The 25,832-nt window shown below is 66.5% G+C and carries 18 protein-coding genes, 3 rRNA genes and 1 pseudogene; 21 read left to right on the top strand and 1 reads right to left on the bottom strand.

Annotated features, from left to right (window positions below):
• The first annotated feature begins 1 nt into the window (after position 1).
• The 8 genes from pheT to FBF36_RS07870 all read left to right on the top strand — a co-directional run bounded on the left by pheT (position 2) and on the right by FBF36_RS07870 (position 9,773).
• Positions 2-2,659: a phenylalanine--tRNA ligase subunit beta gene (gene pheT, locus FBF36_RS07905; protein WP_009393939.1), complete on the top strand. Its 2,658-nt coding sequence runs from the start codon at positions 2-4 to the stop codon at positions 2,657-2,659.
• Between the two features lie 128 nt (positions 2,660-2,787).
• Entirely contained in the window at positions 2,788-3,306 is a 519-nt protein-coding gene (locus FBF36_RS07900) for a flavodoxin domain-containing protein (protein WP_009393943.1), read from the top strand.
• 85 nt (positions 3,307-3,391) lie between these two features.
• Positions 3,392-4,498 (top strand): N-acetyl-gamma-glutamyl-phosphate reductase, encoded by a 1,107-nt coding sequence (argC, locus tag FBF36_RS07895; RefSeq protein ID WP_009393945.1) that lies wholly within the window; start codon positions 3,392-3,394, stop codon positions 4,496-4,498.
• Positions 4,495-5,691, top strand: a complete 1,197-nt coding sequence (argJ, locus tag FBF36_RS07890) for a bifunctional glutamate N-acetyltransferase/amino-acid acetyltransferase ArgJ (protein ID WP_009393947.1) — start codon at positions 4,495-4,497, stop codon at positions 5,689-5,691. Before argC ends, argJ begins: the two co-directional genes overlap by 4 nt.
• Positions 5,688-6,614 (top strand): acetylglutamate kinase, encoded by a 927-nt coding sequence (gene argB / locus FBF36_RS07885; RefSeq protein ID WP_009393949.1) that lies wholly within the window; start codon positions 5,688-5,690, stop codon positions 6,612-6,614. Before argJ ends, argB begins: the two co-directional genes overlap by 4 nt.
• The gene (locus FBF36_RS07880; RefSeq protein WP_138137356.1) at positions 6,611-7,885 is read left to right on the top strand and encodes an acetylornithine transaminase; all 1,275 of its coding nucleotides are present in this window, start codon (positions 6,611-6,613) and stop codon (positions 7,883-7,885) included. Before argB ends, FBF36_RS07880 begins: the two co-directional genes overlap by 4 nt.
• Complete coding sequence (locus tag FBF36_RS07875) at positions 7,882-8,469, top strand: arginine repressor ArgR (RefSeq protein WP_009393953.1); 588 nt, start codon at positions 7,882-7,884, stop codon at positions 8,467-8,469. The genes FBF36_RS07880 and FBF36_RS07875 overlap by 4 nt, the downstream gene beginning before the upstream one ends.
• 80 nt (positions 8,470-8,549) lie before the next feature.
• The gene (locus FBF36_RS07870; RefSeq protein ID WP_009393955.1) at positions 8,550-9,773 is read left to right on the top strand and encodes an argininosuccinate synthase; all 1,224 of its coding nucleotides are present in this window, start codon (positions 8,550-8,552) and stop codon (positions 9,771-9,773) included.
• A gap of 42 nt (positions 9,774-9,815) precedes the next feature.
• Here FBF36_RS07870 and FBF36_RS07865 read toward each other — a convergent pair whose 3' ends face one another.
• Complete coding sequence (locus tag FBF36_RS07865; RefSeq protein WP_009393957.1) at positions 9,816-10,688, bottom strand: formate/nitrite transporter family protein; 873 nt, start codon at positions 10,686-10,688, stop codon at positions 9,816-9,818.
• Between the two features lie 175 nt (positions 10,689-10,863).
• Here FBF36_RS07865 and argH point away from each other — a divergent pair, with 175 nt between their 5' ends.
• The 13 genes and pseudogenes from argH to FBF36_RS07800 all read left to right on the top strand — a co-directional run bounded on the left by argH (position 10,864) and on the right by FBF36_RS07800 (position 25,788).
• Positions 10,864-12,450: an argininosuccinate lyase gene (gene argH, locus FBF36_RS07860; RefSeq protein ID WP_034491211.1), complete on the top strand. Its 1,587-nt coding sequence runs from the start codon at positions 10,864-10,866 to the stop codon at positions 12,448-12,450.
• Between the two features lie 17 nt (positions 12,451-12,467).
• Positions 12,468-13,139, top strand: a complete 672-nt coding sequence (locus tag FBF36_RS07855) for a DNA-3-methyladenine glycosylase (protein ID WP_009393963.1) — start codon at positions 12,468-12,470, stop codon at positions 13,137-13,139.
• A 140-nt stretch (positions 13,140-13,279) separates the two neighbouring features.
• Complete coding sequence (locus tag FBF36_RS07850; protein ID WP_009393965.1) at positions 13,280-13,705, top strand: hypothetical protein; 426 nt, start codon at positions 13,280-13,282, stop codon at positions 13,703-13,705.
• The gene (locus FBF36_RS07845) at positions 13,702-14,262 is read left to right on the top strand and encodes a MarR family winged helix-turn-helix transcriptional regulator (RefSeq protein WP_009393967.1); all 561 of its coding nucleotides are present in this window, start codon (positions 13,702-13,704) and stop codon (positions 14,260-14,262) included. Before FBF36_RS07850 ends, FBF36_RS07845 begins: the two co-directional genes overlap by 4 nt.
• A 61-nt stretch (positions 14,263-14,323) precedes the next feature.
• Positions 14,324-14,461: pseudogene (locus tag FBF36_RS07840) on the top strand (SAM-dependent methyltransferase); the annotation flags it as partial.
• A 164-nt stretch (positions 14,462-14,625) separates the two neighbouring features.
• Positions 14,626-15,888 carry a tyrosine--tRNA ligase gene (gene tyrS, locus FBF36_RS07835; protein WP_009393971.1) on the top strand — a complete coding sequence of 421 codons (1,263 nt, stop codon included), beginning with the start codon at positions 14,626-14,628 and terminating at the stop codon, positions 15,886-15,888.
• A gap of 537 nt (positions 15,889-16,425) precedes the next feature.
• A 16S ribosomal RNA gene (locus tag FBF36_RS07830) occupies positions 16,426-17,982 on the top strand.
• A 411-nt stretch (positions 17,983-18,393) separates the two neighbouring features.
• Positions 18,394-21,587: ribosomal RNA gene (locus FBF36_RS07825) — 23S ribosomal RNA — on the top strand.
• A gap of 209 nt (positions 21,588-21,796) precedes the next feature.
• Positions 21,797-21,914: ribosomal RNA gene (rrf, locus tag FBF36_RS07820) — 5S ribosomal RNA — on the top strand.
• Together the 16S, 23S and 5S rRNA genes form the textbook arrangement of a ribosomal RNA operon.
• A gap of 713 nt (positions 21,915-22,627) precedes the next feature.
• Entirely contained in the window at positions 22,628-23,476 is an 849-nt protein-coding gene (locus tag FBF36_RS13810; RefSeq protein WP_009393660.1) for a hypothetical protein, read from the top strand.
• Positions 23,473-24,573, top strand: coding sequence for an HAD-IIA family hydrolase (locus tag FBF36_RS07810; protein WP_009393662.1), 1,101 nt, complete (start codon positions 23,473-23,475; stop codon positions 24,571-24,573). The genes FBF36_RS13810 and FBF36_RS07810 overlap by 4 nt, the downstream gene beginning before the upstream one ends.
• Positions 24,574-24,659: 86 nt before the next feature.
• A complete protein-coding gene (locus tag FBF36_RS07805) occupies positions 24,660-24,914 on the top strand; it encodes a hypothetical protein (protein WP_009393664.1) in 255 nt (84 codons plus the stop codon).
• Between the two features lies 1 nt (position 24,915).
• A complete protein-coding gene (locus FBF36_RS07800; RefSeq protein ID WP_009393666.1) occupies positions 24,916-25,788 on the top strand; it encodes a TlyA family RNA methyltransferase in 873 nt (290 codons plus the stop codon).
• Positions 25,789-25,832 lie beyond the last annotated feature (44 nt).

Genomic DNA, 25,832 nt, shown 5'->3' with positions numbered 1-25,832 from the left:
CATGCCCTACGTCCCTATTGAATGGCTGCGCGAGCACGTCGACGTCCCCACCGGCCTGAGTGCCGAGCAGCTCGCCGCCGACCTCGTCCGCGTGGGCCTGGAGGAGGAGCGCATCGTTCCGCCGGCCGTCACCGGCCCCCTCGTCGTCGGCAAGGTCCTCACCCGCGAGGCCAAGGAGCAGTCCAACGGCAAGGTCATCAACTACTGCCGCGTCGACGTCGGCCCCGAGCACAACGATGCCCCCGGCACCGGTAAGGAGCCCTCCGACCTGCCCAGTCGCGGCATCGTCTGCGGCGCCCACAACTTCGACGTCGGGGACTACGTCGTGGTCTGCCTGCCCGGCGCCGTCCTGCCCGGCGACTTCTGCATCGCCGCGCGCAAGACCTACGGTCACGTCTCAGACGGCATGATCTGCTCAGCTCGCGAGCTCGGCATCGGCGAGGATCACTCCGGCATCATCGTGCTCCAGCAGTGGCTGGCCGAGCACGGCCACGAGGGCGAGGAGCCACCCGCTCCCGGGACCGACGCCATCGGCATCCTCGGCCTGGGGGAGGAGGTCCTCGAGATCAACGTGACCCCGGACCGCGGCTACTGCTTCTCCATGCGCGGTGTGGCCCGCGAGTACTCCCACTCCACCGGCGCCCGCTTCACCGACCCCGCCGACGCCACCAATACGGGGCTGTACCCCAATGGCGTGGCCCCCGCCGGCGAAGGCGGTTTCGACGTCGTCGTCCCCGAGGACCCCCGCCCCATCCACGGACGCCCCGGCTGCGACCGCTACGTCGCCCGTCTCGTGCGCGGCATCGACCCGAACGCACCGTCGCCTGCCTGGATGCAGGACCGCCTCACCGCTGCAGGTATGCGGCCCATCTCCCTGGCCGTCGACGTCACCAACTACGTCATGCTGGACCTGGGCCAGCCGCTGCACGCCTTCGACGCAGGCAAGCTCGCCGCCCCCATCGTCGTGCGCCGGGCGAAGGACGGTGAGCGCCTCACCTTCCTCGATGACGTCACCCGCACCCTCGACCCCGAGGACCTGGTCATCGCCGACTCCCCGGAGGGCGAGGGCTCACGGGCCCTGGTTCTGGCCGGTGTCTTCGGCGGCGCCCTCAGCGAGGTCGACGCCGACACCCGCGACGTCCTCATCGAGGCCGCCCACTTCGACCCTGTTTCCGTTGCCCGCTCCTCCCGACGCCACAAACTGCCCACCGAGTCCTCCAAGCGCAACGAGCGCGGCGTGGACACCGAGCTGGCGCCCATCGCCGCCCAGCGGGCCGTCGACCTGCTCGTCGAGTACGGCGGCGGCACCGCCGAGCCCGTCGCCACCGACATCAACCGTACCCAGGCCCCCGAGCCCATCACCATGCGTGCCGACGCCGCCGAACGACTGACCGGTGTCGCCTACGGAACCGAGCGCGTCACCGAGCTGCTCACCACCATCGGATGCACCGTGGAGCGCAGCGGCTCCGCCGATGACGGAACCGTTCTGCTGACCGTCACCCCGCCGACCTGGCGACCGGACCTGGTGGGACCCGCCCACCTGGCTGAGGAGATCGCCCGCCTTGACGGATACGACGCCATCCCGGTCATCGTGCCCGCGGCCCCCGCCGGCACGGGACTGAGCGCTGACCAGAGGGCCCGTCGTGACGTCGTGCGCGCCCTGGCCGACGACGGACTCACTCAGGTCCTGTCCTACCCGTTCATCGGGGACATCCACGACCTGCTCGAGATCCCAGCGGACGACGTTCGCCGCCAGACGGTCCGGCTGGCCAACCCCCTGGCCGAGGACGCCCCCTATCTGCGCACGAGCGTGCTCGACTCCCTGGTCGATGTCGCCCGGCGCAATGTCTCGCGCGGCCTGACTGACGTCGCCGTCTTCGAGGTCGGCTCAGTCACCCACCCGGCCGGCACCGTTCCCGCCCCGATCCCCGGAACCGCGGGGCGCCCCACCGACTCCGAGGAGACGGCCCTGGAGGCGGGCATCCCCGCCCAGCCCACCCACGTCGGCGCCGTCATGACCGGTGAGCGTGAGCGCGGTGGAGTCCTGGGGGCCGGTCGCCCCTGGGACTGGGCCGACGCCGTCGATGTCGTTCGCACCGTGGCGAGCACGCTCGGGGTGGAGATCGAGGTCTCCGCTCCGGAGCGCCCATGCGCTCCCTGGCACCCCGGCCGCACCGCGGAGATCCGCCTGCCCGGTCGGCGCCGGGGCAAGGAGATCGAGCCCGGCAGGCTCGTCGCCCACGCCGGTGAGCTCCACCCACGGGTGGTCCGCACCCTCGGACTTCCGGAGCGGGCCTGCGCCGTCGAGATCGACCTCGACCCGTTGCTGGAGACTGTCCGCAGCACCGGGGCGCTCCAGGTCAAGACCATCTCCACCTTCCCGGCCGCCAAGGAGGACATCGCCCTCGTCGTCGACGAGTCCACCACCGCCGCCGAGGTCGAGGCCCTGGTCAGGCAGGCTGCAGGGGACCTGGCCGAGGAGGTACGTCTCTTCGACGTGTTCCGAGGTCCCCAGCTCGGCGAGGGCAAGAAGTCGCTGGCGGTCTCCCTGGTGCTGCGAGCCCCTGACCGCACACTGACCGCCGAGGAGACCGCCGCAGTGCGCAAGCGCGTGGTCAAACGGGCCGCCAAGGTCCTGGGGGCCGAGCTGCGCAGCTGAGCTACGCACGTACTACCAGCGTTAATGGCCATGGTGTGACGCACATCATGGCCATTAACGCTTCTTCAGTGCTGTTGTCGAGTAGGGGATCCCAGACAGCGAGTGTGGTCTCGGTAATACTAGGCGGCATGAAGATCCTGCTGACCTCTTCCTCCAAGCACGGGTCCACCGATGAGGTGGCTGCGGTGATTGCCGAGCGGCTCCGGGCTGCCCAGATCGATGTGGAGACCAAGCGTCCCGAGGATGTTGACAGCGTCGAGGAGTATGACGCCTTCATCCTGGGCAGCGCGGTCTACATGACCACGTGGATGCCGGAGGCCGTCGACTTCACCACGCGCTTCCGTGACGTCCTCAGGGCCCGGCCCGTATGGGCCTTCTCCGTGGGGCTCTCCGGCCTGCCCAAGGGCAAGGTCTCCGACCCCACGCGCATCGGCCCGGTGCTCCTGGCCATCGACCCGGAGGATCACGTGACCTTCGCCGGGCGCTTCGACCCCTCCAGGCTCAGCCTGCGCGAGCGTTCCATCGCCAGGCTTGGGGGAGCGAGCGAGGGGGACTACCGCGACTGGGACGAGGTGCGCCAGTGGGCCGACGCCATCGCCACCTCCCTGCATGACGACACGCTCACCGGTCGTCACGGTCGCTCCTAGCTCTCGACAGTGAGGCGGGGAAGGAGAAGAATCACAGCAACCATTGATGAATGCATTTCTATGCAGGCGGATGTATGGTTGCTGTATGACTTGGACAGTTGCTGTTGCCGGAGCCACTGGCTACGCAGGCGGTGAGGTCCTGCGCCTGCTCACGGCCCACCCCGAGGTGGAGGTCGGCGCACTCACCGCAGCCTCGTCCGCCGGCAGTCGACTCGGCGACCACCACACGCACCTGCTGTCCCTGGCGGACCGAATCGTCCAGCCCACCGAGGCGGAGATCCTCGCCGAGCACGACGTCGTCGTCCTGGCCCTGCCGCACGGGGCCTCCGCAACAATCACGGCAGCCCTCGAGGAGCTCGCGTCGGGCGGTGACGCCCCCTTGCTCGTCGACTGCGGGGCGGACCACCGCCTGACCAGCCAGCAGGCATGGGAGGTCTTCTACGGCTCGGACCACGCCGGAGCCTGGACCTACGGCATGCCCGAGCTCCTGCACCACGGCGAGACGCGCGCCCGTGCTCAGCGCGACGAGCTGGCAGCCACCAGGCACATCGCAGTTCCCGGCTGCAACGTCACTGCCGTCACCCTGGCCGTCCAGCCCGGCGTCGCCGCCGGACTTCTCGACCCCTCCCGACTGACCGCCGTGCTGGCCGTCGGATACTCCGGCGCCGGTAAGACGCTCAAGCCTCACCTCACCGCCGCTGAGGCCCTGGGCTCGGCCCAGCCCTACGCCGTCGGCGGCGCTCACCGGCACATTCCCGAGATCATCCAGAACCTTGAGGTGGCCGGTGCTGCCGCCGGCTCTGTGCACCTGTCCTTCACGCCGGTCCTGGTCCCCATGAGCCGCGGCATCCTTGCCACCGTCACCGCCCCCATGACTCCGGCTCTGCGTGAGGCCCCCGACCCTGAAGCCACCCTGTGGGCGGCCTGGGATGACGTCTACGGAGCCGCCGGCAGCGGTGAGAGCCTCATCCAGCTGCTGCCCGAGGGCGTCTGGCCCACCACCGGCACCGTCCTGGGAAGCGGAACCGCCACTGTTCAGGTCGCTATCGACCGCGGCGCGGACGTCGTCGTCGCCATGTGCGCCATCGACAACCTCGGTAAGGGCACCGCCAGTGCCGCCGTGCAGTCCCTCAACCTCGCCCTCGGTCTGGAGGAGACCACCGCTATCAGCACCCAAGGAGTCGCACCGTGAGCGTGACCGCAGCCCAGGGATTCCGCGCCGCCGGCGTGCGCGCCGGTCTCAAGGCCTCCGGCAAGCCCGACCTCGCCCTCGTCGTCAATGACGGACCGCTCGACACCGCGGCCGGAGTATTCACCACCAACCGGGTCGTCGCCGCCCCCGTGGTCTGGTCACGCCGGCTCCTGGCCGGTGAGGAAGGTGGGCAGCCGGGCCGCGCCCGCGCCGTCGTCCTCAACTCCGGCAGCGCCAACGCCTGCACCGGCACGCAGGGCATGCACGACACCGAGACCACCGCCGCCCGCACCGCAGGCCTGCTGGGAGCCGAACCGGGCCAGGTCCTGGTCTGCTCCACGGGCGTCATCGGAGAGCGCATCGATATGCCTGTCCTGCTGGAGGGAGTTGACGTCGCCGCCCTCGCCCTGGCCGACACGTCCCAGGCCGGCACCGATGCGGCCACCGCCATCATGACGACCGACACCGTCTCCAAGGAGGATGCCCTCACGATCGGTGCCGGCGATCAGGGCTGGACCATTGGCGGCATGATCAAGGGAGTGGGCATGCTGGCCCCCGGCATGGCCACCATGCTCGCCGTCATCACCACCGACGCCGCCCTCACCCCTCAGCAGGCGCGGGACGCCCTGGCGTCCGCCACGGCACGAACCGTCAACCGGATCAACTCCGACGGCTGCATGTCCACCAATGACACGGTTCTCCTGCTGGCCTCCGGAGCCTCCGGCACCACCCCCTCTGGGGCCGAGCTCGACGAGGCGCTCACGGAGGTGATGAGCAGGCTCGGCCGGCGCCTCGTGGCCGATGCCGAGGGCGCCACCCACGACATCGCCATCACCGTCTCCGGAGCCGTCAGCGAGGAGGCCGCTGAGGCCGCGGCCCGCACCGTCAGCTCCTCCAACCTCCTCAAGTGCGCCGTCGCCGGAGCCGACCCCAACTGGGGGCGTATCCTCTCCCAGCTCGGGACCGTGCCCGAGGACGTCTGCCCCTTCAACCCCGACGAGGTCGACGTCGCCATCAACGGCATCACGATCTTCAGCCACGGCGCCCCCCAACTCAACCGGGACGCGGTGGACATGAGCCCTCGCGAGACCCGCATCGACATCGACCTGTCGGCGGGCCGGGCCGAGGCCACCGTGTGGACCAACGACCTCACCCACGGATACGTCACCATCAACGCGGACTACACGACATGAAACGGACCCCTCTCGACCCACAGACCAAGGCATCCGTCCTGCTGGAGGCCGTGCCGTGGCTGCGCACCTACAAGGGCGCCACCATGGTCATCAAGTACGGCGGCAACGCCATGGTCAACGATGACCTCAAGCGCGCCTTCGCCCAGGACATCCTCTTCCTCCACCAGGTCGGGGTGCGCCCCGTCGTCGTCCACGGCGGCGGGCCCCAGATCAACGCGATGCTCAAACGGCTGGGCATCACCTCGGAGTTCCGCGGAGGTCTGCGCGTGACTACCCCCGAGGTCATGGACGTGGTCCGCATGGTCCTCACCGGCTCCGTGCAGCGAGAGCTCGTCTCCCTGCTCAACACCGACGGCTCCGCCGCCGTCGGTATCAGCGGTGAGGACGGCGGACTCCTGCGAGCCCGGCAGCGACTGGCCACGGTGGACGGGAACAAGGTCGACGTCGGCCTGGTCGGTGACGTCGTCGACGTCAGCCCGCAGCCCATCATCGACCTGCTCGACCAGGGCCGCATCCCGGTCATCTCCTCCGTCGCCCCGCTGACGACGGACTCCGAGACCGTCCTCAACGTCAACGCCGACACGGCCGCCGCCGCGATCGCTGTAGCCCTCAAGGCCCGCACCCTGCTCATGCTCACCGACGTCGAGGGGCTCTACTCCGCCTGGCCCGACCGCAGCACACTGGTGCCCTTCATCAGTGCCGCCGCGCTGGAGGAGCTCCTGCCCACGCTCGAGGCCGGGATGATCCCCAAGATGGAGGCCTGCCTGCGGGCCGTCTACGGCGGAGTCGCACAGGCACACGTCGTTGACGGGCGCCAGGCCCACAGCATGCTGCTCGAGATTGTCACCGACCAGGGCGTCGGCACCGTCATCCACCCTGGAGACGCCCCGGTACCACCGCTGAACGGAGGCAAGAGCCTATGACCCCCTCCTCACAAGCGCCGGCTCCCACCACCGAGTCGACCGGGACCAGCACTGACAACACCGGATGGCTGACCCGTTACACCGACGCCGTCATGAACACCTTCGGCACCCCCGGCCGGGTCCTCGTGCGCGGACGGGGCGCCCACGTCTGGGACGCCGACGGCCAGGAGTACATCGACCTGCTGGCAGGTATCGCCGTCAACTGCCTGGGCCACGCACACCCCGCGATCATCCGGGCCGTCACCGACCAGCTCGCCGAACTGGGTCACGTCTCGAACTTCTTCACCACCCCGGCCCAGGTCGGCCTCGCCGAGGAGCTCGTCCGGCTCACCTTCCCCAGCCGTCCCGCCCACGACTCCCGAGTCTTCCTGGCCAACTCCGGCACCGAGGCCAACGAGGCCGCCTTCAAGATCGCGCGCCGTCACGGCGGTAGCCGGCGTCCCCGGGTCCTGGCTCTCCAGGACGCCTTCCACGGCAGGACCATGGGCGCCCTGGCCCTGACCCACAAGGCCGCCTACCGTGAGCCCTTCGAGCCGCTGCCCGGCGGTGTCGAGTTCATCCCCGCCGGCGACATCGAGGCACTGCGCGCCGCACTGGGGCCGGACGTGGCAGCACTCGTCGTCGAACCCATTCAGGGTGAGGCCGGGGTGCGAGAGCTTCCGGCCGGATACCTGGAGGCGGCCCGCGAGCTGACCGAGGCCGCCGGCGCCCTGCTCATCATCGACGAGGTCCAGACCGGTATGGGACGCACCGGTGCCTGGATGGCCCACCACCTGCTGGCGCCGGGCGTCGTTCCCGACGTCGTCACCCTGGCCAAGGGACTGGGCGGAGGCATCCCCATCGGTGCGGTCGTCGCCACCGGCCAGGCTGCCACTCTCCTCGCACCGGGGCAGCACGGCACCACTTTCGGCGGCAACCCCGTGGCCTGCGCGGCTGCGCTCGCCGTCATCGAGACCATCCGCAGCCACGCCCTGCTCGACCGGGTTCAGCAGCTCGGCTCGGCCTGGTCCCAGGAGCTGGCGGCCGTCGACGGAGTCGACCAGGTGCGCGGTAGGGGCCTGCTGCTCGGCGTCGGACTGGAGGGCGGGCTCCCGCCCGCTGCTGAGCTCGCCGCCGCTCTGGCGACCTGCGGCTTCATCACTAACGCGCCGCGTCCCGACACGATCCGCCTGGCTCCGCCCTTCATCCTGCCCGATGACGACGCCAGAGCCTTCACCACCACGCTGTCCGAGGTCCTTGCTCGGGCACTGTCAGAGAAAGCCGGTTCATGAGCGCCACCATCGAGGTCTCTCAGCGCGACCTGGCGGCAACGGCCCCACTGGTACCAGGGACCAAGACCGCCAGGCACGCCAGTATTGTCCAGATCCTCTCGCGTGAGCGCATCCGCTCCCAGGCCCAGCTGCGCAAGGCCCTGGCACAGCGAGGCATCAGCACCACCCAGGCAACGCTCTCGCGGGATCTGGTGGAGCTGCGGGCCACGAAGATCCGCGCCCCGGGTGGAGAGCTCATCTACTCCATGCCTGAGGCCGGCGCCCCCGGCCAGGTCCATGCCGACACCCTCTCCGAGGCGGAGGAGACCGACGACTCATTGCGCGCTCACACCACCCCCCGTCTGGCCCGGTGGTGCGCCGAGCTGCTCGTCACCGCCGAGTGGGCCGGTCCCCAGGTGGTCCTGCGAACTCCGGCCGGAGCCGCCCAGCTACTCGCCGGGGCCGTCGATGACGCCATGATGCCCGGCGTCATGGGGTGCATCGCCGGAGACGACACCGTCCTGGTCATCACCCGTGGCGCCCAGGTCGCAGCCGATGTGGCCCGGCACCTGCTCGCCCTGGCCGACCCCTCCGCCCGAGCCTGAGCTTCTCCCCGCCGCCCTTGACATCTCAAGTCACCTCAGCGCCGCTTCGCCGGCGTCATCACGAAGAGAAGAGTGATCCCATGAGTATCCATAAGGACCGTGTCGTCCTGGCCTACTCCGGAGGCCTGGACACGTCTGTCGCCATCGGTTGGATCGGCGAGGCCACCGGTCGAGAGGTCGTGGCCGTCGCCGTCGACGTCGGTCAGGGTGGCGAGGATCTTGAGGTGATCCGTCAGCGAGCCCTCGACTGCGGCGCCGTCGAGGCCTATGTCACCGACGCCCGCGATGAGTTCGCCAACGACTACTGCATGCCCGCTCTCAAGGCCAACGCCCTCTACGAGGGGACCTACCCGCTCGTCTCGGCCCTCTCCCGTCCCGTCATCGCCCGCCACCTGGTCAAGGCCGCCCGCGAGTTCGGCGCGCACACCGTGGCGCACGGTTGCACCGGCAAGGGCAACGATCAGGTCCGCTTCGAGGTCTCCATCACCTCGATGGCCCCTGACATGGACTGCATCTCCCCGGTGCGCGACCTGGCGCTGACCCGTGACGTCGCCATCGACTACGCCGAGAAGCACAACCTGCCGATCGAGACCACCAAGCACAACCCCTTCTCCATCGACCAGAACGTCTGGGGGCGCGCCATTGAGACTGGGTTCCTCGAGGATCTGTGGAACGCCCCCACCAAGGACGTCTACGTCTACACCGATGACCCCGCCTACCCGCCCCTGCCCGACGAGGTGATCCTCACTTTCAAGGAGGGCGTCCCCGTGGCGATCGACGGTCGCGACGTCAGCCCCCTGGAGGCGATTCAGGAGCTCAACCGCAGGGCCGGCGCTCAGGGCGTGGGACGTATCGACATGGTCGAGGACCGGCTCGTGGGGATCAAGTCCCGCGAGATCTACGAGGCTCCTGGCGCCGTGGCTCTTATCGAGGCCCACCGGGCGCTCGAGGCCATCACCCTGGAGCGCATGCAGCACCGCTACAAGCGGAGCATGGAGCAGACCTGGGCCGAGCTCGTCTACGAGGCCCAGTGGTACTCCCCGCTCAAGCGCTCCATGGATGCCTTCATCGAGGACACGCAGCGCTACGTCAGCGGTGACATTCGTATGGTTCTGCACGGCGGCCGGGCGACCGTCAACGGGCGCCGCTCCGAGACGGGCCTGTACGACTTCAACCTGGCCACCTACGAGAGCGGCGACACCTTCGACCAGTCCTCGTCACGGGGATTCATCGAGATCTACGGGATGCAGTCCAAGCTCGCCGCCGCCCGCGACGTGCGCGCCGGCAACGGTCGGGGATTCTGACTCTGAGCTGCGCCAGAGCCCCACCAGCTCCGCAGCACTCGGCTAATCGGCCGCTTGCGCCTCGTTCTGGTGGGGCTGGCTGCGCAGCCAGCGGGAGTCGTCATTGGCGTAGGCGTAGTAGGCGCCGATCAGTAGCCCACCGCCCACGAAGTTGCCCAGCAGTGCCACAGCCACGTTAGCCAGCGCCGGCAGGACATCGATCCCGTGCGTCAGGCCGACGATGGTGAACAGGACCGTGTTGGCCACTGAGTGCTCAAGGCCGAGGAAGGCGAAGACGAACACGGAGATGATCATCGAGAAGATCTTGGACCAGTCCTCGCGGATGAATCCGTTGTAGATGAGGAGCATCGCCAGGTTGATCATGAAGTTGCACAGGATCGCCCGCACGAACAGGTCCCCGATCCCCGAGGCCGATGACAGGTAGTGAAGCTTGACGGCCACTGAGTGCGTGGCCTGTTCGCCAGTGGCTCCCTCCACGAGGGTGGAGAAACGGTACATGACCGCGAAGACGAGCCCTCCCACGAAGTTGCCGGCCAGGCACATGACCAGCACCCTCAGGACCCTCCACGCTGAGATCCGCTTGTAGTAGTAGCCGATGACCACCACCATCATGTTGCTGGTGAGCAGCTCGGACTTCGTGTAGTAGATGAAGACGAGAGCGGGACCGAAGGCCAGTGCCCCCAGGAGCTTGCCGATCCCCGCCAGAGAAGCATCCCCGACGTGGAGACCGTCGAAGACACCGACGATGGCGTAGTTGACGATGTAGAAGACCGCCACGACCATGCCGGCCATGGCCGCGCGCATGAGATAACGGTGGGCGATCACACCGGTCATCCTGGTCTTGGTCTCCAACGCCTCGAGCACGGTGGAGATGAACTGCTTGCCTGGGAAAAGGGCGTCTTGTTCGGCGGGCATCGACACATCATGGCATGGTCGGTCAGCCGCCATGCGGGCCTTTCTTCCTTCTTGTCGGTTGACGTCCCCGTTCCGCACCCGCTCCCGTAGCTTCCTCAAGAAGGCGTGGGTCGTTTTGCCTGCGATCCACGACAGGTCCCTTCTTGATCGGCTGTTGAGGAACCTGTGCGGGGAGATGAGTCATGATGGGGCCATGAGCCAGTTCTCCAGCCACCCCGCTAAGCCATCCGCTGTCCAGGTCGTTGCCTCAGATGCTCAGCAGGACCCGGCACCCGCCGGCGTCAGCCTGTGGGGCGGTCGATTCTCAGGAGGACCCGCCGACGCGCTGGCGGCCCTGTCGGTGAGCACCCACTTCGACTGGCGCTTGGCCCGCCACGACATCGCCGGCTCCCGGGCCCATGCCCGTGCCCTGGCGCAGGCAGGCCTGCTGGACGCGGTGCAGCTCCACGCCATGCTGGAAGCCCTGGACCGCCTCGAGGCTGATGTCGTCGCCGGCATCTTCGTCCCGGAGGCCACCGACGAGGACGTCCACACCGCCTTGGAGCGCGGCCTCATCGAACGCGCCGGTGACAACCTGGGGGGCCGTCTGCGCGCCGGCCGCAGCCGCAACGACCAGATCGCCACCCTCATCCGTATGTACCTGCGTGATCAGGCCCGCCACGTGGCCGGACTCGTTCTCGACATCGTCGACGCCCTCATCGACCAGGCCGCCCAGGCCTCGGACGCCATCATGCCCGGACGCACCCACATGCAGCACGCCCAGCCGGTGCTCGTCGCCCACCATCTGCTGGCTCACGCCTGGCCGCTCATGCGCGACGTCGAGCGCCTTGAGGACTGGGACTCCCGCGCCGCGGTGAGCCCCTACGGCTCCGGTGCGTTGGCGGGGAACACTCTCGGCATGGATCCCGATGCCGTGGCCGCCGACCTCGGATTCGAGGCCGCTGTAGAGAACTCCATCGACGGCACCGCCGCTCGCGACGTCGTCGCCGAGCTGAGCTTCGTGCTGACGATGGTGGCCGTCGATGTCTCACGCCTGAGCGAGGAGATCATCATCTGGAACACCAAGGAGTTCGACTTCGTCACGCTGGACGACTCCTACTCCACGGGCTCGTCCATCATGCCGCAGAAGAAGAATCCGGATGTGGCCGAGCTCGCCCGCGGCAAGGCCGGGCGCCTCATCGGTGACCTGACCGGGCTGCTCGCCACCCTCAAGGCCCTGCCCCTGGCCTACAACCGGGACCTGCAGGAGGACAAGGAGCCGGTCTTCGACGCCGTCGATACCCTGGCCGTTCTCCTGCCGGCCGTCAGCGGCATGGTGAGCACGATGACCCTCCACTACGAGCGCATGGCGGAGCTCGCCCCCCAGGGGTTCTCCCTGGCCACCGATATCGCGGAGTGGCTCGTCAAGAACGGCGTGCCCTTCCGAAGCGCCCACGAGATCTCCGGCGCCTGCGTACGCGAGTGCGAGAAGCGCGGCATCGAGCTGTGGGACCTGACCGACGACGACTTCGCCGCCATCGATGAGCGGCTCACCCCGGGCGTGCGGGAGGTCCTCTCAGCTGAGGGGTCCGTGGCCGCCCGAACCGGGCACGGCGGCACCGCGCCGGTGCGTGTTGTTGAGCAGCTCGCCCGTGCCATCGCACGCAGCGCCGAACTGCGAGTCTTCGCCTGGGAGGGCTCCTTGCTGGACGGCCCCGCGGGTCCCCAGTGGCCCGGGCCCAGTGAGACCGATGAGGAGTGGAGCGAGGAGGAGCAGGGCTGAGCCGGGGCGAGAGGACGATGTCGGACAGTACCGTGAGGGCGACGGCGACGGGGCTGAGCGCACAGGCCGCATCGCTGCTCAGACGCGACAGTCTGGAGGTGGCTCCGGCGCTGCTGGGCGCCGTCATTGCCGTGACTGACCCGTACGGGCACGTCGCGATCCGGCTGACCGAGGTGGAGGCTTACCGCGGCGAGGAGGATCCGGGCTCCCACGCCTTCCGGGGGCGCACGGCGCGCAACGCCTCCATGTTCGAGGCTGGCGGGTGCATCTACGTTTACTTCACCTACGGCATGCACCATTGCCTCAACATCGTCACCGGACCTGCCGGGGTCTCACGCGCGGTGCTGCTGCGCGGGGGAGAGGTCGTCGAAGGGCTCGAGCAGGCCAGGGGACGCCGCCCCGCAGCCCGCACTGACCGCGACCTGGCCCGTGGCCCGGCCAGACTGTGCGCCGCACTGGGACTGGACCGCTCCGACGACGGCGCGCTGCTGGGCGGGCCGGGATCACGCATCAGCCTGACGCTGCCGCAGCAGGCACCGGATGCCGGACGCATCCGCCGTGGGCCACGCACCGGGGTGGCCGGCCCCGGGGGAGACGGAGAAGCCTTCCCGTGGCGCTTCTGGCTGGACGGAGAGCCCACCGTCTCGCCATACCGGCCGGCCGTCACCAGGCGACGCTCACAGGGCTGAACCTCGCCGAGCCCAACTCCGATGGGTCTCCACTTGCCCGCGCCACTCCTGTCCGCTAATAATGGGTACACAGATTATCGCTGCAAAGACTATTTGTGGTGCGGAACCTCCGAGCGCGGAGGACGAGGAAGGGGACGGCCATGTGGTCGACTGAGTGCCAACGGACAGTGGATCTCCCGGCGGAGGTCCTGTGGGAGACCTGGATCAAGGTTCTCTCCGGTGACATCGAGCTCCCCCAGGGAGATCGCTACGAGCCGCGCGAGCCTGTGGGACCCGGCGCCTCGATCACGATGACTCCGGAGGGGCAGGACAGTATCGAGATCACGGTGATCCGCTGGGAACCCCCTCATGTCCAGGCGGACCGGGTCTCCTACGGGGGAGTGGAGCTGACCTTCACCCACTCCTTCATGCCCGCGCAGACACAAGGGAAGAGCGTTGTGACCACCCGCCTCGACATCGACGGCCCCGGTGCCGACGATGTAGGCCCGACGATCGGTCCGGGAATCGCCGAGGACTTTCCGCAGGCCATCGACTCGCTCGTTGAGGCTGCTAGGGTCGATATGTGAAGACACGGTTCCAGGGGCCGGAGGCGAGCCCCGGCTTCCTCATGTGGAGGGCCGCGCTGGCCTGGCAGCGCGACATCGCTGCCGCCCTGGAACCGGTTGGGCTGACGCACTCCCAGTTCGTCCTCCTGGCCTGCACGCAGTGGCTCGAGGAGCAGGGAGACGGTGCCAGCCAGGTCATGATTGCGGCCCAGGCGGGAATGGACGTGAAAACCGCCAGCCAGGTACTGCGCAGGTTGGAGCGGGCCGGCCTGGTGTCGCGTCAACCGGATCCCAAGGATGCCCGCGCTCGGATCGTGACAACAACAGCAGTGGGACGAGAAGTCGGGGCCAGCGCAACGCATCTCGTGGAGGATGCCGATGAGGCATACTTCGCCGTCATGCCCCACCTGCGCGAGGCGCTGCTATGCGACGCCGGTGCCGTGGTGCGCGGATCTGCAGCGCAGCCCAACGAGCAAACCGATGCGTCCGTCGGCCGGAGCGCGAGCCCCAAGACCTCGAGTGACACGGTCGGCCCGACCACGGCGGCTGCTCCACCAGGCTCCCGCAGTGGCCAGTGACTACTGGAACCACAACGTCGCCTTTCACCGGTGCATCAGCACCTTCGAGGCGGTCAGCTGCGTGGTCACGCGTGCTCCGAGAGAGTCCCTGGCCGAGATTCGTGCGGCGGCATCCTGGATGCTTCCCGAGGCCAGGATCCGACGGCGCTTCTACTGCCGACACACCCTCCTGCGGGACCGCCCGACAGAGATCTTGTGAACGATCCCGGTAGTCGGCTCGTGGCTCCGTGCCCTGGTCTCTTCGTGGAGGCCGAGCCGGAGCATGGCAGACTATCTGCGCCGGAGGTATCAGCCGGACCCGAGCGTGGCACGCCGGGAACACGCGTGCGGTAAGCACGACAACCCACGGAAGGCGACTGGACAGTGACGGACATCCTGGACGAACTGCAGTGGCGCGGGCTCATTGCCCAGCACACCGACATCGACGCGCTGCGAGCAGCGCTCACCGACGGGGCCGTCACCTTCTATTGCGGATTCGACCCCACCGCGCCGAGCCTTCACCACGGGCACCTTGTGGCCGTCAAGGTCATGCGTCATCTTCAGCTCGCCGGACATCACCCCTTGGCGCTGGTGGGTGGGGCGACGGGGCTCATCGGCGACCCGCGTGCCAAGGGGGAGCGCACTCTCAACACCAAGGACGTCGTCGCCGGCTGGGCGGCCGGCCTGCAGGAGCAGCTCGAGAACCTTCTCGACTTCAGTGGGGACAACCCCGCGCGGATCGTCAACAACCTCGACTGGACCCAGGCGATGAGCGCCATCGACTTCCTGCGGGACCTGGGCAAGCACTTCCGCATGGGAACCATGCTCTCCAAGGACATCGTTGCCCGGCGCCTGGCCAGTGAGGAGGGCATCTCCTACACCGAGTTCAGCTACCAGGTTCTCCAGGCCAACGACTACCTCGAGCTCTACCGGCGCTACGGCTGCACCCTGGAAGTCGGCGGCAACGACCAGTGGGGCAACCTCGTGGGCGGGATGGACCTCATCCACAAGGTGGAGGGCGACTCGGTCCACGTCATGACCAACCCCCTCATCACCAAGGCCGACGGCACCAAGTTCGGCAAGTCCGAGGGCGGGGCGATCTGGCTCAACCCCGAGATGCTCAGCCCCTACGCCTTCTACCAGTTCTGGCTCCAGGTCGACGACGCCGACGTCGTGCGCTTCCTCAAGGTCTTCACCTTTCTGGAGCGCGAGGAGATCGAGCGCCTGGAGGCGGCGACGGCTGAGAACCCGAAGGCGCGTGAGGCCCAGCGGGTTCTGGCGCACGAAGTCTGCACGTGGGTGCATGGAGCCGACGCGACTGCCCAGGCCGAGGCTGCGACCTCCGCGCTGTGGGGGCGCGGGGACCTCACCGACATCGACGAGGCGACGATCCTTACAGCCACGTCCGATCTGGCCTCCAGCGATGTCACGGTCGGAGGGACCACGATCGTGGACCTGCTCGTGGGCACAGGGCTGGAGCGAGGGCGCAACGCGGCTCGCAAGACCATTGCCGGAGGCGGGGCCTACCTCAACAACGTCAAGGTGGCCGACGAGACCGTGGTCATCGGCCCCGAGCACCTGCTCGCCGGGGGAGTGGTCCTGGTGCGCAAGGGACGGCGGAACCTGGCCGTCGGACGCACGGTTTAGGTTCCCTCCTAGGAAAAGCTGGATCTCCGAACACAGTTGCTGAGCGGTGACGGCGCCTTGTGGGCACCGTCACCGCTCTGCAGTTTGACGGCTTGGTGGCCGGTGCGTAATGTTCTCTCCGGCCCGAAACGGGGAGGATGAATTTCCTCAGACCGGCCGGGAACTGAGAACTGAAGAGAGCCGAATGAGAGACGAGGGTCACCAGCCATTCGTTTGACTCATAAAAAGCGGCTCGCTAAAGTTTCCCAGGCGCTTCTGAGAGCGAAGCGAAAGGCGAATTGCCTTCCGAATAGTTCTCGGTGGGTGTGTTGTTTGAGAACTCGATAGTGTGTCATGTTTTTTATGCCATGGTCCCTTGGGGCTGCGCATGGTTGTGTGTGGTTTTTTGGGGCTTGTTTTGTTTTGGTTTGCCTGGTCCTGCTTTTTTGTTGTGGGGTTGGGTTGGGCCTGGTCTGGTTTTCTGGACTGTTGTTCTGACTGTTGCTCTGGCTTGGCTTCATGCTTTGTTGTGTGGGGTTGGTTGGGGTTTGTTGGTTTTGTTTGGAGAGTTTGATCCTGGCTCAGGACGAACGCTGGCGGCGTGCTTAACACATGCAAGTCGAACGGTGAAGGGGCCTGCTTTTGTGGGTCCTGGATGAGTGGCGAACGGGTGAGTAACACGTGAGTAACCTGCCCCCTTCTTCTGGATAACCGCATGAAAGTGTGGCTAATACGGGATATTCTGTGCCTGCTGCATGGTGGGTGTGGGAAAGATTGTGCCTTTGGGTGTTTTCGGTGGGGGATGGGCTCGCGGCCTATCAGCTTGTTGGTGGGGTGATGGCCTACCAAGGCGGTGACGGGTAGCCGGCCTGAGAGGGTGGACGGTCACACTGGGACTGAGACACGGCCCAGACTCCTACGGGAGGCAGCAGTGGGGAATATTGCACAATGGGCGCAAGCCTGATGCAGCGACGCCGCGTGAGGGATGGAGGCCTTCGGGTTGTGAACCTCTTTCGCCAGTGAAGCAGGCCTGTCCCTTTTGTGGGTGGGTTGACGGTAGCTGGATAAGAAGCGCCGGCTAACTACGTGCCAGCAGCCGCGGTAATACGTAGGGCGCGAGCGTTGTCCGGAATTATTGGGCGTAAAGAGCTCGTAGGCGGCTGGTCGCGTCTGTCGTGAAATCCTCTGGCTTAACTGGGGGCTTGCGGTGGGTACGGGCCGGCTTGAGTGCGGTAGGGGAGACTGGAACTCCTGGTGTAGCGGTGGAATGCGCAGATATCAGGAAGAACACCGGTGGCGAAGGCGGGTCTCTGGGCCGTTACTGACGCTGAGGAGCGAAAGCGTGGGGAGCGAACAGGATTAGATACCCTGGTAGTCCACGCCGTAAACGTTGGGCACTAGGTGTGGGGGGCCTTTTCCGGGTCTTCCGCGCCGTAGCTAACGCATTAAGTGCCCCGCCTGGGGAGTACGGCCGCAAGGCTAAAACTCAAAGGAATTGACGGGGGCCCGCACAAGCGGCGGAGCATGCGGATTAATTCGATGCAACGCGAAGAACCTTACCAAGGCTTGACATGTGCCGGTCGGCTCCGGAGACGGGGTTTCCTCCTTGTGGGGCCGGTTCACAGGTGGTGCATGGTTGTCGTCAGCTCGTGTCGTGAGATGTTGGGTTAAGTCCCGCAACGAGCGCAACCCTTGTCCCGTGTTGCCAGCACGTTGTGGTGGGGACTCGCGGGAGACTGCCGGGGTCAACTCGGAGGAAGGTGGGGATGACGTCAAATCATCATGCCCCTTATGTCTTGGGCTTCACGCATGCTACAATGGCCGGTACAGAGGGCTGCGATACCGTGAGGTGGAGCGAATCCCTTAAAGCCGGTCTCAGTTCGGATCGGTGTCTGCAACTCGACACCGTGAAGTTGGAGTCGCTAGTAATCGCAGATCAGCAACGCTGCGGTGAATACGTTCTCGGGCCTTGTACACACCGCCCGTCACGTCATGAAAGTCGGCAACACCCGAAGCCCGTGGCCCTACGGGGAGCGGTCGAAGGTGGGGCTGGTGATTGGGACGAAGTCGTAACAAGGTAGCCGTACCGGAAGGTGCGGCTGGATCACCTCCTTTCTAAGGATAGGTTATGTGTGGGGGTGGCTTCCTGGCCGTTTGATCTTGCTCAGGCTGTTGAATGGGTCTGGGCCGGCTGGAGGGGCTGCTTCTGCGGAAGGGCGGCTGGTCGTGTCTCGTGGGTTGGTTCTCGCGGGTGTGGCTGGCTTGTCCGTGTTGGTATAGGAGACACACTCTCTGCTGCCTGTGTTTGGTGGTGGTGGGTGCCCCCCTTTTGCGTGCTTGGTGCGTGTGGGGGTGGCATGCTGTCGGGGTTCTGGGGCAGTGCGCCCTGGGTTGCCCGGCCCGTCCAGGGTTCCATTTCTTGGGGTTTTGGGTGGGTGTGGGTGGGTTGGTTGTGAACTGTATAGTGGACGCGAGCATCTTACTGTAAGATTTCTGCGACAAGTTTCTTGATTTTGTCGTGTGTTTTGTTGTTTGTTTTTTTGAGCGTTCGGTGGATGCCTTGGCATCAGGGGCCGATGAAGGACGTGGTGGCCTGCGATATTCCTCGGGGAGCCGGCTGGCGGGCTGTGATCCGAGGGTTTCCGAATGGGGGGACCCGGCACGAGTTATGTCGTGTCACCTGCATCTGAATTGTATAGGGTGTGGGGGGTGACGCGGGGAAGTGAAACATCTCAGTACCCGTAGGAGAAGATATTCCGTGAGTAGTGGCGAGCGAAAGCGGATGATGGTTAAACCGTGTGCGTGTGATACTCGGCAGGGGTTGCGTGTGCGGGGTTGTGGGGCTGTCCTGTCCTCTTCTGCCGGAGAGGGGGCGCGTGTGCTGGCTGGTAGCTGAATCGTCTGGGAAGGCGTGGCGTAGTGGGTGATACCCCCGTAGGCGGAACTGGTTGGTGCGTGTCTGGGATGGTGTTGCCCGAGTAGCACGGGGCTCGTGGAATCCTGTGTGAATCTGCCAAGACCACTTGGCTGCCTGAATACCTCCTGATGACCGATAGTGGATAGTACCGTGAGGGAATGGTGAAAAGTACCCCGGGAGGGGAGTGAAATAGTACCTGAAACCGGGCGCTTACAAGCCGTCAGAGCCTCCCGCATGTTTTTTGTGTGTGGGGGTGGTGGCGTGCCTTTTGAAGAATGAGCCTGCGAGTCAGTGGCGTGTCGCGAGGTTAACCCGTGTGGGGTAGCCGTAGCGAGAGCGAGTCCGAATAGGGCGAGTGTAGTGGCGCGTTCTGGACCCGAAGCGGGGTGATCTACCCATGGCCAGGTTGAAGCACGTGTAAGAGCGTGTGGAGGACCGAACCCACCTAGGTTGAAAACTGGGGGGATGAGCTGTGGGTAGGGGTGAAAGGCCAATCAAACTCCGTGATAGCTGGTTCTCCCCGAAATGCATTTAGGTGCAGCGTCGCGTGTTGCCCGGCGGAGGTAGAGCTACTGGGTGGCTGATGGGCCCCACAGGGTTACTGACGTCAACCAAACTCCGAATGCCGTTCGGGTTGTAGCGTGGCAGTGAGACTGCGGGGGATAAGCTCCGTGGTCGAGAGGGAAACAGCCCAGATCGCCGGCTAAGGCCCCTAAGCGTGTGCTAAGTGGGAAAGGATGTGCGGTCGCGCAGACAACCAGGAGGTTGGCTTAGAAGCAGCCATCCTTGAAAGAGTGCGTAATAGCTCACTGGTCAAGTGATCGTGCGCCGACAATGTAGCGGGGCTCAAGCACACCGCCGAAGCCGCGGACCCATGACAGTGTTCCTTTCACCGTCCGGCTTGCCCGGGTGGTGGCAGGGGTTGTGGGTGGTAGGGGAGCGTCCTGCACCGGGGGAAGCCTGTGGGTGACTGCTGGTGGACGGTGCGGGAGTGAGAATGCAGGCATGAGTAGCGATACTAGGGTGAGAAGCCCTAGCGCCGAATGACCAAGGGTTCCAGGGCCAGGCTAGTCCGCCCTGGGTGAGTCGGGACCTAAGGCGAGGCCGACAGGCGTAGTCGATGGATGACGGGTTGATATTCCCGTACCGGCGAAGCACCGCCCATGCTGACGCGCGGGTGCTAACCCACGCCCGGCCGCCATAATGGCCGCGCCTACTCCTTTCGGGGGGTGGTGTGGTTGTGGTGGTGGGGTCTGGGGACCCTCCGTGCAGGTAGGCAAGCGTGTTAACAGGGGTGACGCACAGTGGTAGCCCGGCGGACCTGATGGCTTGGTCCGTTCAAGCGCGCAGCCCGTCCTCCAGGTAAATCCGGAGTGGCTGTCTTTGATGACGGGGGTGAGGCGTGATGGTGACCCCACGCTGGTGGGGGATAACAGGGTGATCCTGGGGTGCCGAGAAAAGCCTCGACGCGATGGTGCCAGCCGCCCGTACCCTAAACCGACACAGGTGGTCGGGCAGAGTATGCCTAGGCGCACGAGTGAATCATGGTTAAGGAACTCGGCAAAATGCCCCCGTAACTTCGGGAGAAGGGGGGCCCGAACCCTGAAGCCCCTTTTGCGGGCTAGGGGGGAGGGTCGCAGAGGCCAGGGGGAAGCGACTGTTTACTAAAAACACAGGTCCGTGCGAAGCCGTAAGGCGATGTATACGGACTGACGCCTGCCCGGTGCTGGAAGGTTAAGAGGAACCATCAGCCCCCTCTTGGGGGTGAAGTGGTGAATTTAAGCCCCAGTAAACGGCGGTGGTAACTATAACCATCCTAAGGTAGCGAAATTCCTTGTCGGGTAAGTTCCGACCTGCACGAATGGCGTAACGACTTCCCCGCTGTCTCAACCATGAGCTCGGCGAAATTGCAGTACGAGTAAAGATGCTCGTTTCGCGCAGAAGGACGGAAAGACCCCGGGACCTTTACTACAGCTTGGTATTGGCGCCCGCTATAGCTTGTGCAGGATAGGTGGGAGACTGTGAAGCCGCCACGCCAGTGGTGGTGGAGTCGTCCTTGAAATACCACTCTGGTTATGGCGTGCGCCTGAACCTGGGCCCGTGATCCGGGTTAGGGACAGTGCCTGGTGGGTAGTTTAACTGGGGCGGTTGCCTCCTAAAGTGTAACGGAGGCGCTCAAAGGTTCCCTCAGCCTGGTCGGCAACCAGGTGTTGAGTGCAAGTGCACAAGGGAGCTTGACTGTGAGACCGACGGGTCGAGCAGGTACGAAAGTAGGAACTAGTGATCCGGCGATCCCGTGTGGGTGGGTCGTCGCTCAACGGATAAAAGGTACCCCGGGGATAACAGGCTGATCCTGCCCAAGAGTCCATATCGACGGCATGGTTTGGCACCTCGATGTCGGCTCGTCGCATCCTGGGGCTGGAGCAGGTCCCAAGGGTTGGGCTGTTCGCCCATTAAAGCGGTACGCGAGCTGGGTTTAGAACGTCGTGAGACAGTTCGGTCCCTATCCTCTGCGCGCGCAGGAGACTTGAGAAGGCCTGTCCCTAGTACGAGAGGACCGGGACGGACGAACCTCTGGTGTGCCAGTTGTCCCGCCCGGGGCACGGCTGGTTGGCTACGTTCGGGAAGGGTAACCGCTGAAAGCATCTAAGCGGGAAACCATCTTCAAGATAAGGTCTCCACAAGAAGGACTTGTCCTTCTTGGTAGGCCCCCAGCAGACTACTGGGTTGATAGGCCAGGAGTGGAAGACCGGCAACGGTTGACTGAGCTGACTGGTACTAATAGGCCAACACAAACAACAACACCCCTCAACACCACACACCTAGCGTGCGTGAGAATGCCGGGGGTGAGCGATACAGCATGCGCAAGGCGTCCACTATACGGTCCACACCCAACCCAACCACACACAAGCACACACACGCAGCGTGTGGTCAGCGGGCAGCCCAGGCAACCAGATAATCGAATAACCGTCACCACAATCAAGACGGCCCACGCACTGCCCGTACAGTCGTCTCGGTGGTCACAGCGACAGGGAAACGCCCGGCACCCATCCCGAACCCGGAAGCTAAGCCTGACAGCGCCGATGGTACTGCACCCGCCAGGGTGCGGGAGAGTAGGACACCACCGAGCACACACCACACAGCTGGCCCGGGAACCGCCAACAACAGCGGCCCCGGGCCAACTGCTCTACACACCCACAAACAACAGTACGCAGTACAGCCAGCGCGCGCCACGCTGCGTGTTGCTGGGGGCTCGTTACGCCTCCGAGCCTCGGTACAGGTAGGCTCCTCCCAGGTCTTCAAGGACAGCGGAGGAACTGACGGCAGTCCCGGAGTGAAAGAAGGACTATGGCGTATCAGGACCGTCGGCACGGGTCGGACCAGGGCGACGCAGGTCGGCGTCGCCGCAACGGTGAGCGTCACGGCTTCGGCGCACGCAGCCCTTTCTCAGAGGAGGACGGTCGCTTTCGCCGTGGCGATCATGCGGGACGGGACGACGACTCCTACGGCTCCCGCGGACATTCCCATCGGTTGAGCCGAGGCGAACACACCTCTCGCAACGATCGTCGGCACCGTGACGACTGGCGCGATGAACGGCGCCGCGACGGGGACAGCGGTGACGGGCGCAGCGACCGCAGTGATAGGAGGGCAGGCCGTTCCAAGGACCGCTCGGGGCGGAAGGACTCGCGGGACGAGCGTCGAGGTCGGCCGCCGCAGCGTCAGCGTGTCCCCGAGCCCAAGGTCCCGGACGACGTCGAGCCAACAGACCTTGAGCGCGGTGCGCGGGGCGATCTGCGCGCTCTGGGACGTGCCAACGCTGAGAACGTCGCCCGGCACCTGGTTATGGTTCAGCGCCTCCTCAACGACGATCCCCAGGCGGCCTACGAGCACGCGCGCTACGCCTCCTCCCACGCGGGCCGCGTCGCCGTCGTCCGGGAGACGACTGGAATCGCCGCTTATCTCGCCGGCCACTACAGCGAGGCGCTTCGAGAGATTCGTGCCGCCAGACGACTGTCCGGCCTCGATCTCCACCGAGCCATCGAGGTCGACTGCGAGCGAGCACTGGGCCACATCGACAAGGCCCTTCAAGCCGCTCAAGCGGCCGATCCGCGTCAGCTGGATGCGATCGAGCGGGCCGAGCTGGCCATGGTCGTCTCCAGTCTTCGCCATGACATGGGCCAGACTGATCTTGGTCTGCTCATCATTGAGGACGCCATCAGAGCGCGCCCTTCGGACAGTGACACCCTCAGGCGCCTGCACTCGGTGCGTGCCGACCGGCTCGAGGAGCTCGGGCGCCACCAGGAGGCCGAGGCCATCCGCCACCGTATCGGCCCTGAGCCGGTGGAGGAGGATGAGGTCGAGGTCTTCGATATTGAGGACGACTACGACTCCGAGGCTCAGGAGCAGGACAGCCCGGAGAGCTCCGGTACTCAGCCCACCAGCCGCTCCGATGGCGACAGGGACGATGAGGCCGTGAGCGAGACGACCGTGGCCCCAGAGGCTCTGGCTGAGACGCTTCCGGACCAGACCTCAGCAGACGTCGATCTTCGTGATGAGCCCGTGGGCCAGGACGAGGATGCTCAGTGGTCGCAGTCCTTCGCCGAGCGCGTCGAGGCCGAGATGGCCGAGCTGCTCCAGGACGCCCAGGAGTCCCCGACGTCTTCCACCAACGCTTCTGAGGAGTCCCGATGACCATGCCCCAGGCCACTGCCGCCGCTGCTCCCGCCACCCTTCTGGGCAGCGAACAGGCCCTGTGCGCCGCCTACGACGTCGCTCTGCTGGACCTCGACGGCGTGTGCTTCGCAGGCGAGGCCCGAGTGCCCCACGCCGCCGACAACGTCAACGCCGCCCGAAGGGCAGGAATGCACCTGTCCTTCGTCACCAACAACGCCTCACGGGCCCCTCAGACGGTTGTGGACAAGCTGGTGGCCAACGGCATCACTGCCGAGGCGTCGGAGGTCTTCAGCGCCGCCATGGACGCGGCCGCCATGCTCACCGAGCACATCGAGCCAGGCTCCACGGTGCTCGTCGTCGGTGGCGACGGCGTCCGCCAGGCCCTCCTCGACGAGGGCTTCCAGGTGACCAGCAGCGCGCAGGACGAACCGGTCGCCGTCGTCCAGGGCTGGGACCCGGCGGTTGACTGGGCGCTGCTGTCCGAAGGCGTCTACGCCATCAATGCCGGGGCCCTCCACGTGGCCACCAACCTGGACGCGACCCTGCCCACCGAGCGGGGCTTCGCCCTGGGCAACGGCAGCCTCGTGGCCGCTGTGGTCCACGCCTCCGGCAAGGAGCCTCTGGCCGGGGGCAAGCCCTTCCCCGGTATCTACACGCGCGCCCTCAAGCGGGCCGGCGGAACCAGGCCCCTGGCTGTCGGGGACCGGCTCAACACCGACCACGTCGGGGCCCGGGCCGCCGGGATCCCCGGGCTCCACGTTCTCACCGGTGTCTCAGATGCCCGGGACGTCATCGCAGCACCGGCCACCGAGCGTCCCAGCTTCCTTCACACCGACCTGCGTGGCCTGACTGAGCCCCACCCCGAGCCCGTGCGAACCGAGCAGGATGGTCAGGTGTGGTGGAGGGTCGGCAACCGTAGTGCCCGCGCCCTCGGCTCTGGTCTCGAGCTCCAGGATGCCGGCGCCGTGTCCTCCCCGGACGGCACCCCGGTGCGTATCGACCTGGACTCCTACCGGGCACTGGCCGTGGCCGCCTGGGACTGGGCCGACGCCCAGGGCCGCAGCGGCGAGGCCGCAGCGCTGGAGCTGCCCGAGATCGAGGTGATCGAGCCCTGAGAACCCGGTCGGGGCTGGAGAGGCTCCTTCCGGAGGAGAAGAGGAAAACACAGCGGCAGCAGGAACGATGGCGATGGGAGGCAGGAATGAGCCGCAACGAGTCGAGGACCGACGTCGGAGAGGAGACGCCGGCGATGGTGGACTCCTCGCACCGGCCGGTTCCTCGGCCGCCGGTGCCCGCGCCCCCGCGAGCCGACGCCGCCCTGACGGCGGCCCAAGGGCTCAACGACCATACCGACGAGCTCACCGAGATCGCTCAGATGCCCCTGGAGGAGCGGGCAGCCGCCCTGTCCGCCATCCACGAGGACCTCGCCTCCGTCCTGCACAAGGCGGAAGCCTGATATGGCCCGGCTCATCCGCATCGACTCAGAGCTCGTGCGTCGTGGGCTGGCCCGCTCCCGCACCCACGCCGCCACCCTCATCACCGACGGTCACGTCACCCTCGACGGGCAGGTCGTCACCAAGCCCGCCCGTCAGGTCGACCCGGCCCAGGCCATCGAGATCCTGGTGCCCTCCAGCGACGACTACGTCTCCCGCGGCGCCCACAAGCTCGCCGGCGCGTTGGACGCGCTGGGCCGACGCGGTCTGGCACCCCGCATCGAGGGCCGACGCTGCCTGGACGCTGGCGCCTCGACCGGGGGCTTCACCGACGTCCTCCTGCGACGCGGTGCCGAGCACGTCGTGGCCGTCGACGTCGGCTACGGCCAGCTGGCCTGGTCGCTGCGCTCCGACCCCCGTGTCACCGCGCTGGACCGCACCAACATCCGCACGCTGGATCCCGAGGCCGTCGCCCCCGCGCCGGAGCTGGTCGTGGGCGACCTGTCCTTCATCTCCCTGACCCTGGTCCTTGAGCCGCTGCTGCGCGCCGCGGCCGACGACGCCGACCTTCTGCTCATGGTCAAGCCCCAGTTCGAGGTGGGCAAGGATCGGATCGGGCACGGGGGAGTGGTACGTGATCCGGAGCTCCATGTGGAGACCGTCATGACGGTGGCTGAGCGAGCCCACGCCCTAGGCGTAGGAGTCGGCGCCGTGACCGCCTCCCCGTTGCCAGGTCCCGCAGGTAACGTTGAGTACTTCCTGAGCATGCACGCCTCCCGCGCCGGTTGTCTTGGGGACCTGCGCGGAGACGAGCTGCGCTCCAGCATCCAGGACGCCGTCGCCACCGGACCCGCGGCGCTCGGACCGCGACGACGCAGAACAAGGACCCACTCATGAGCAAGCTGAGCCCTTCAGACACCAGCGCTGCAACGCGGCCGGCT

Origin of the sequence: Actinomyces sp. oral taxon 171 str. F0337 (genome assembly GCF_005696555.1) — a bacterium.
Classification (GTDB): Bacteria; Actinomycetota; Actinomycetes; order Actinomycetales; family Actinomycetaceae; genus Actinomyces; species Actinomyces oris_E.
The sequence above is the reverse complement of the archived record's forward strand: the minus strand, read 5'-3'. Positions and strand labels throughout refer to the sequence as shown.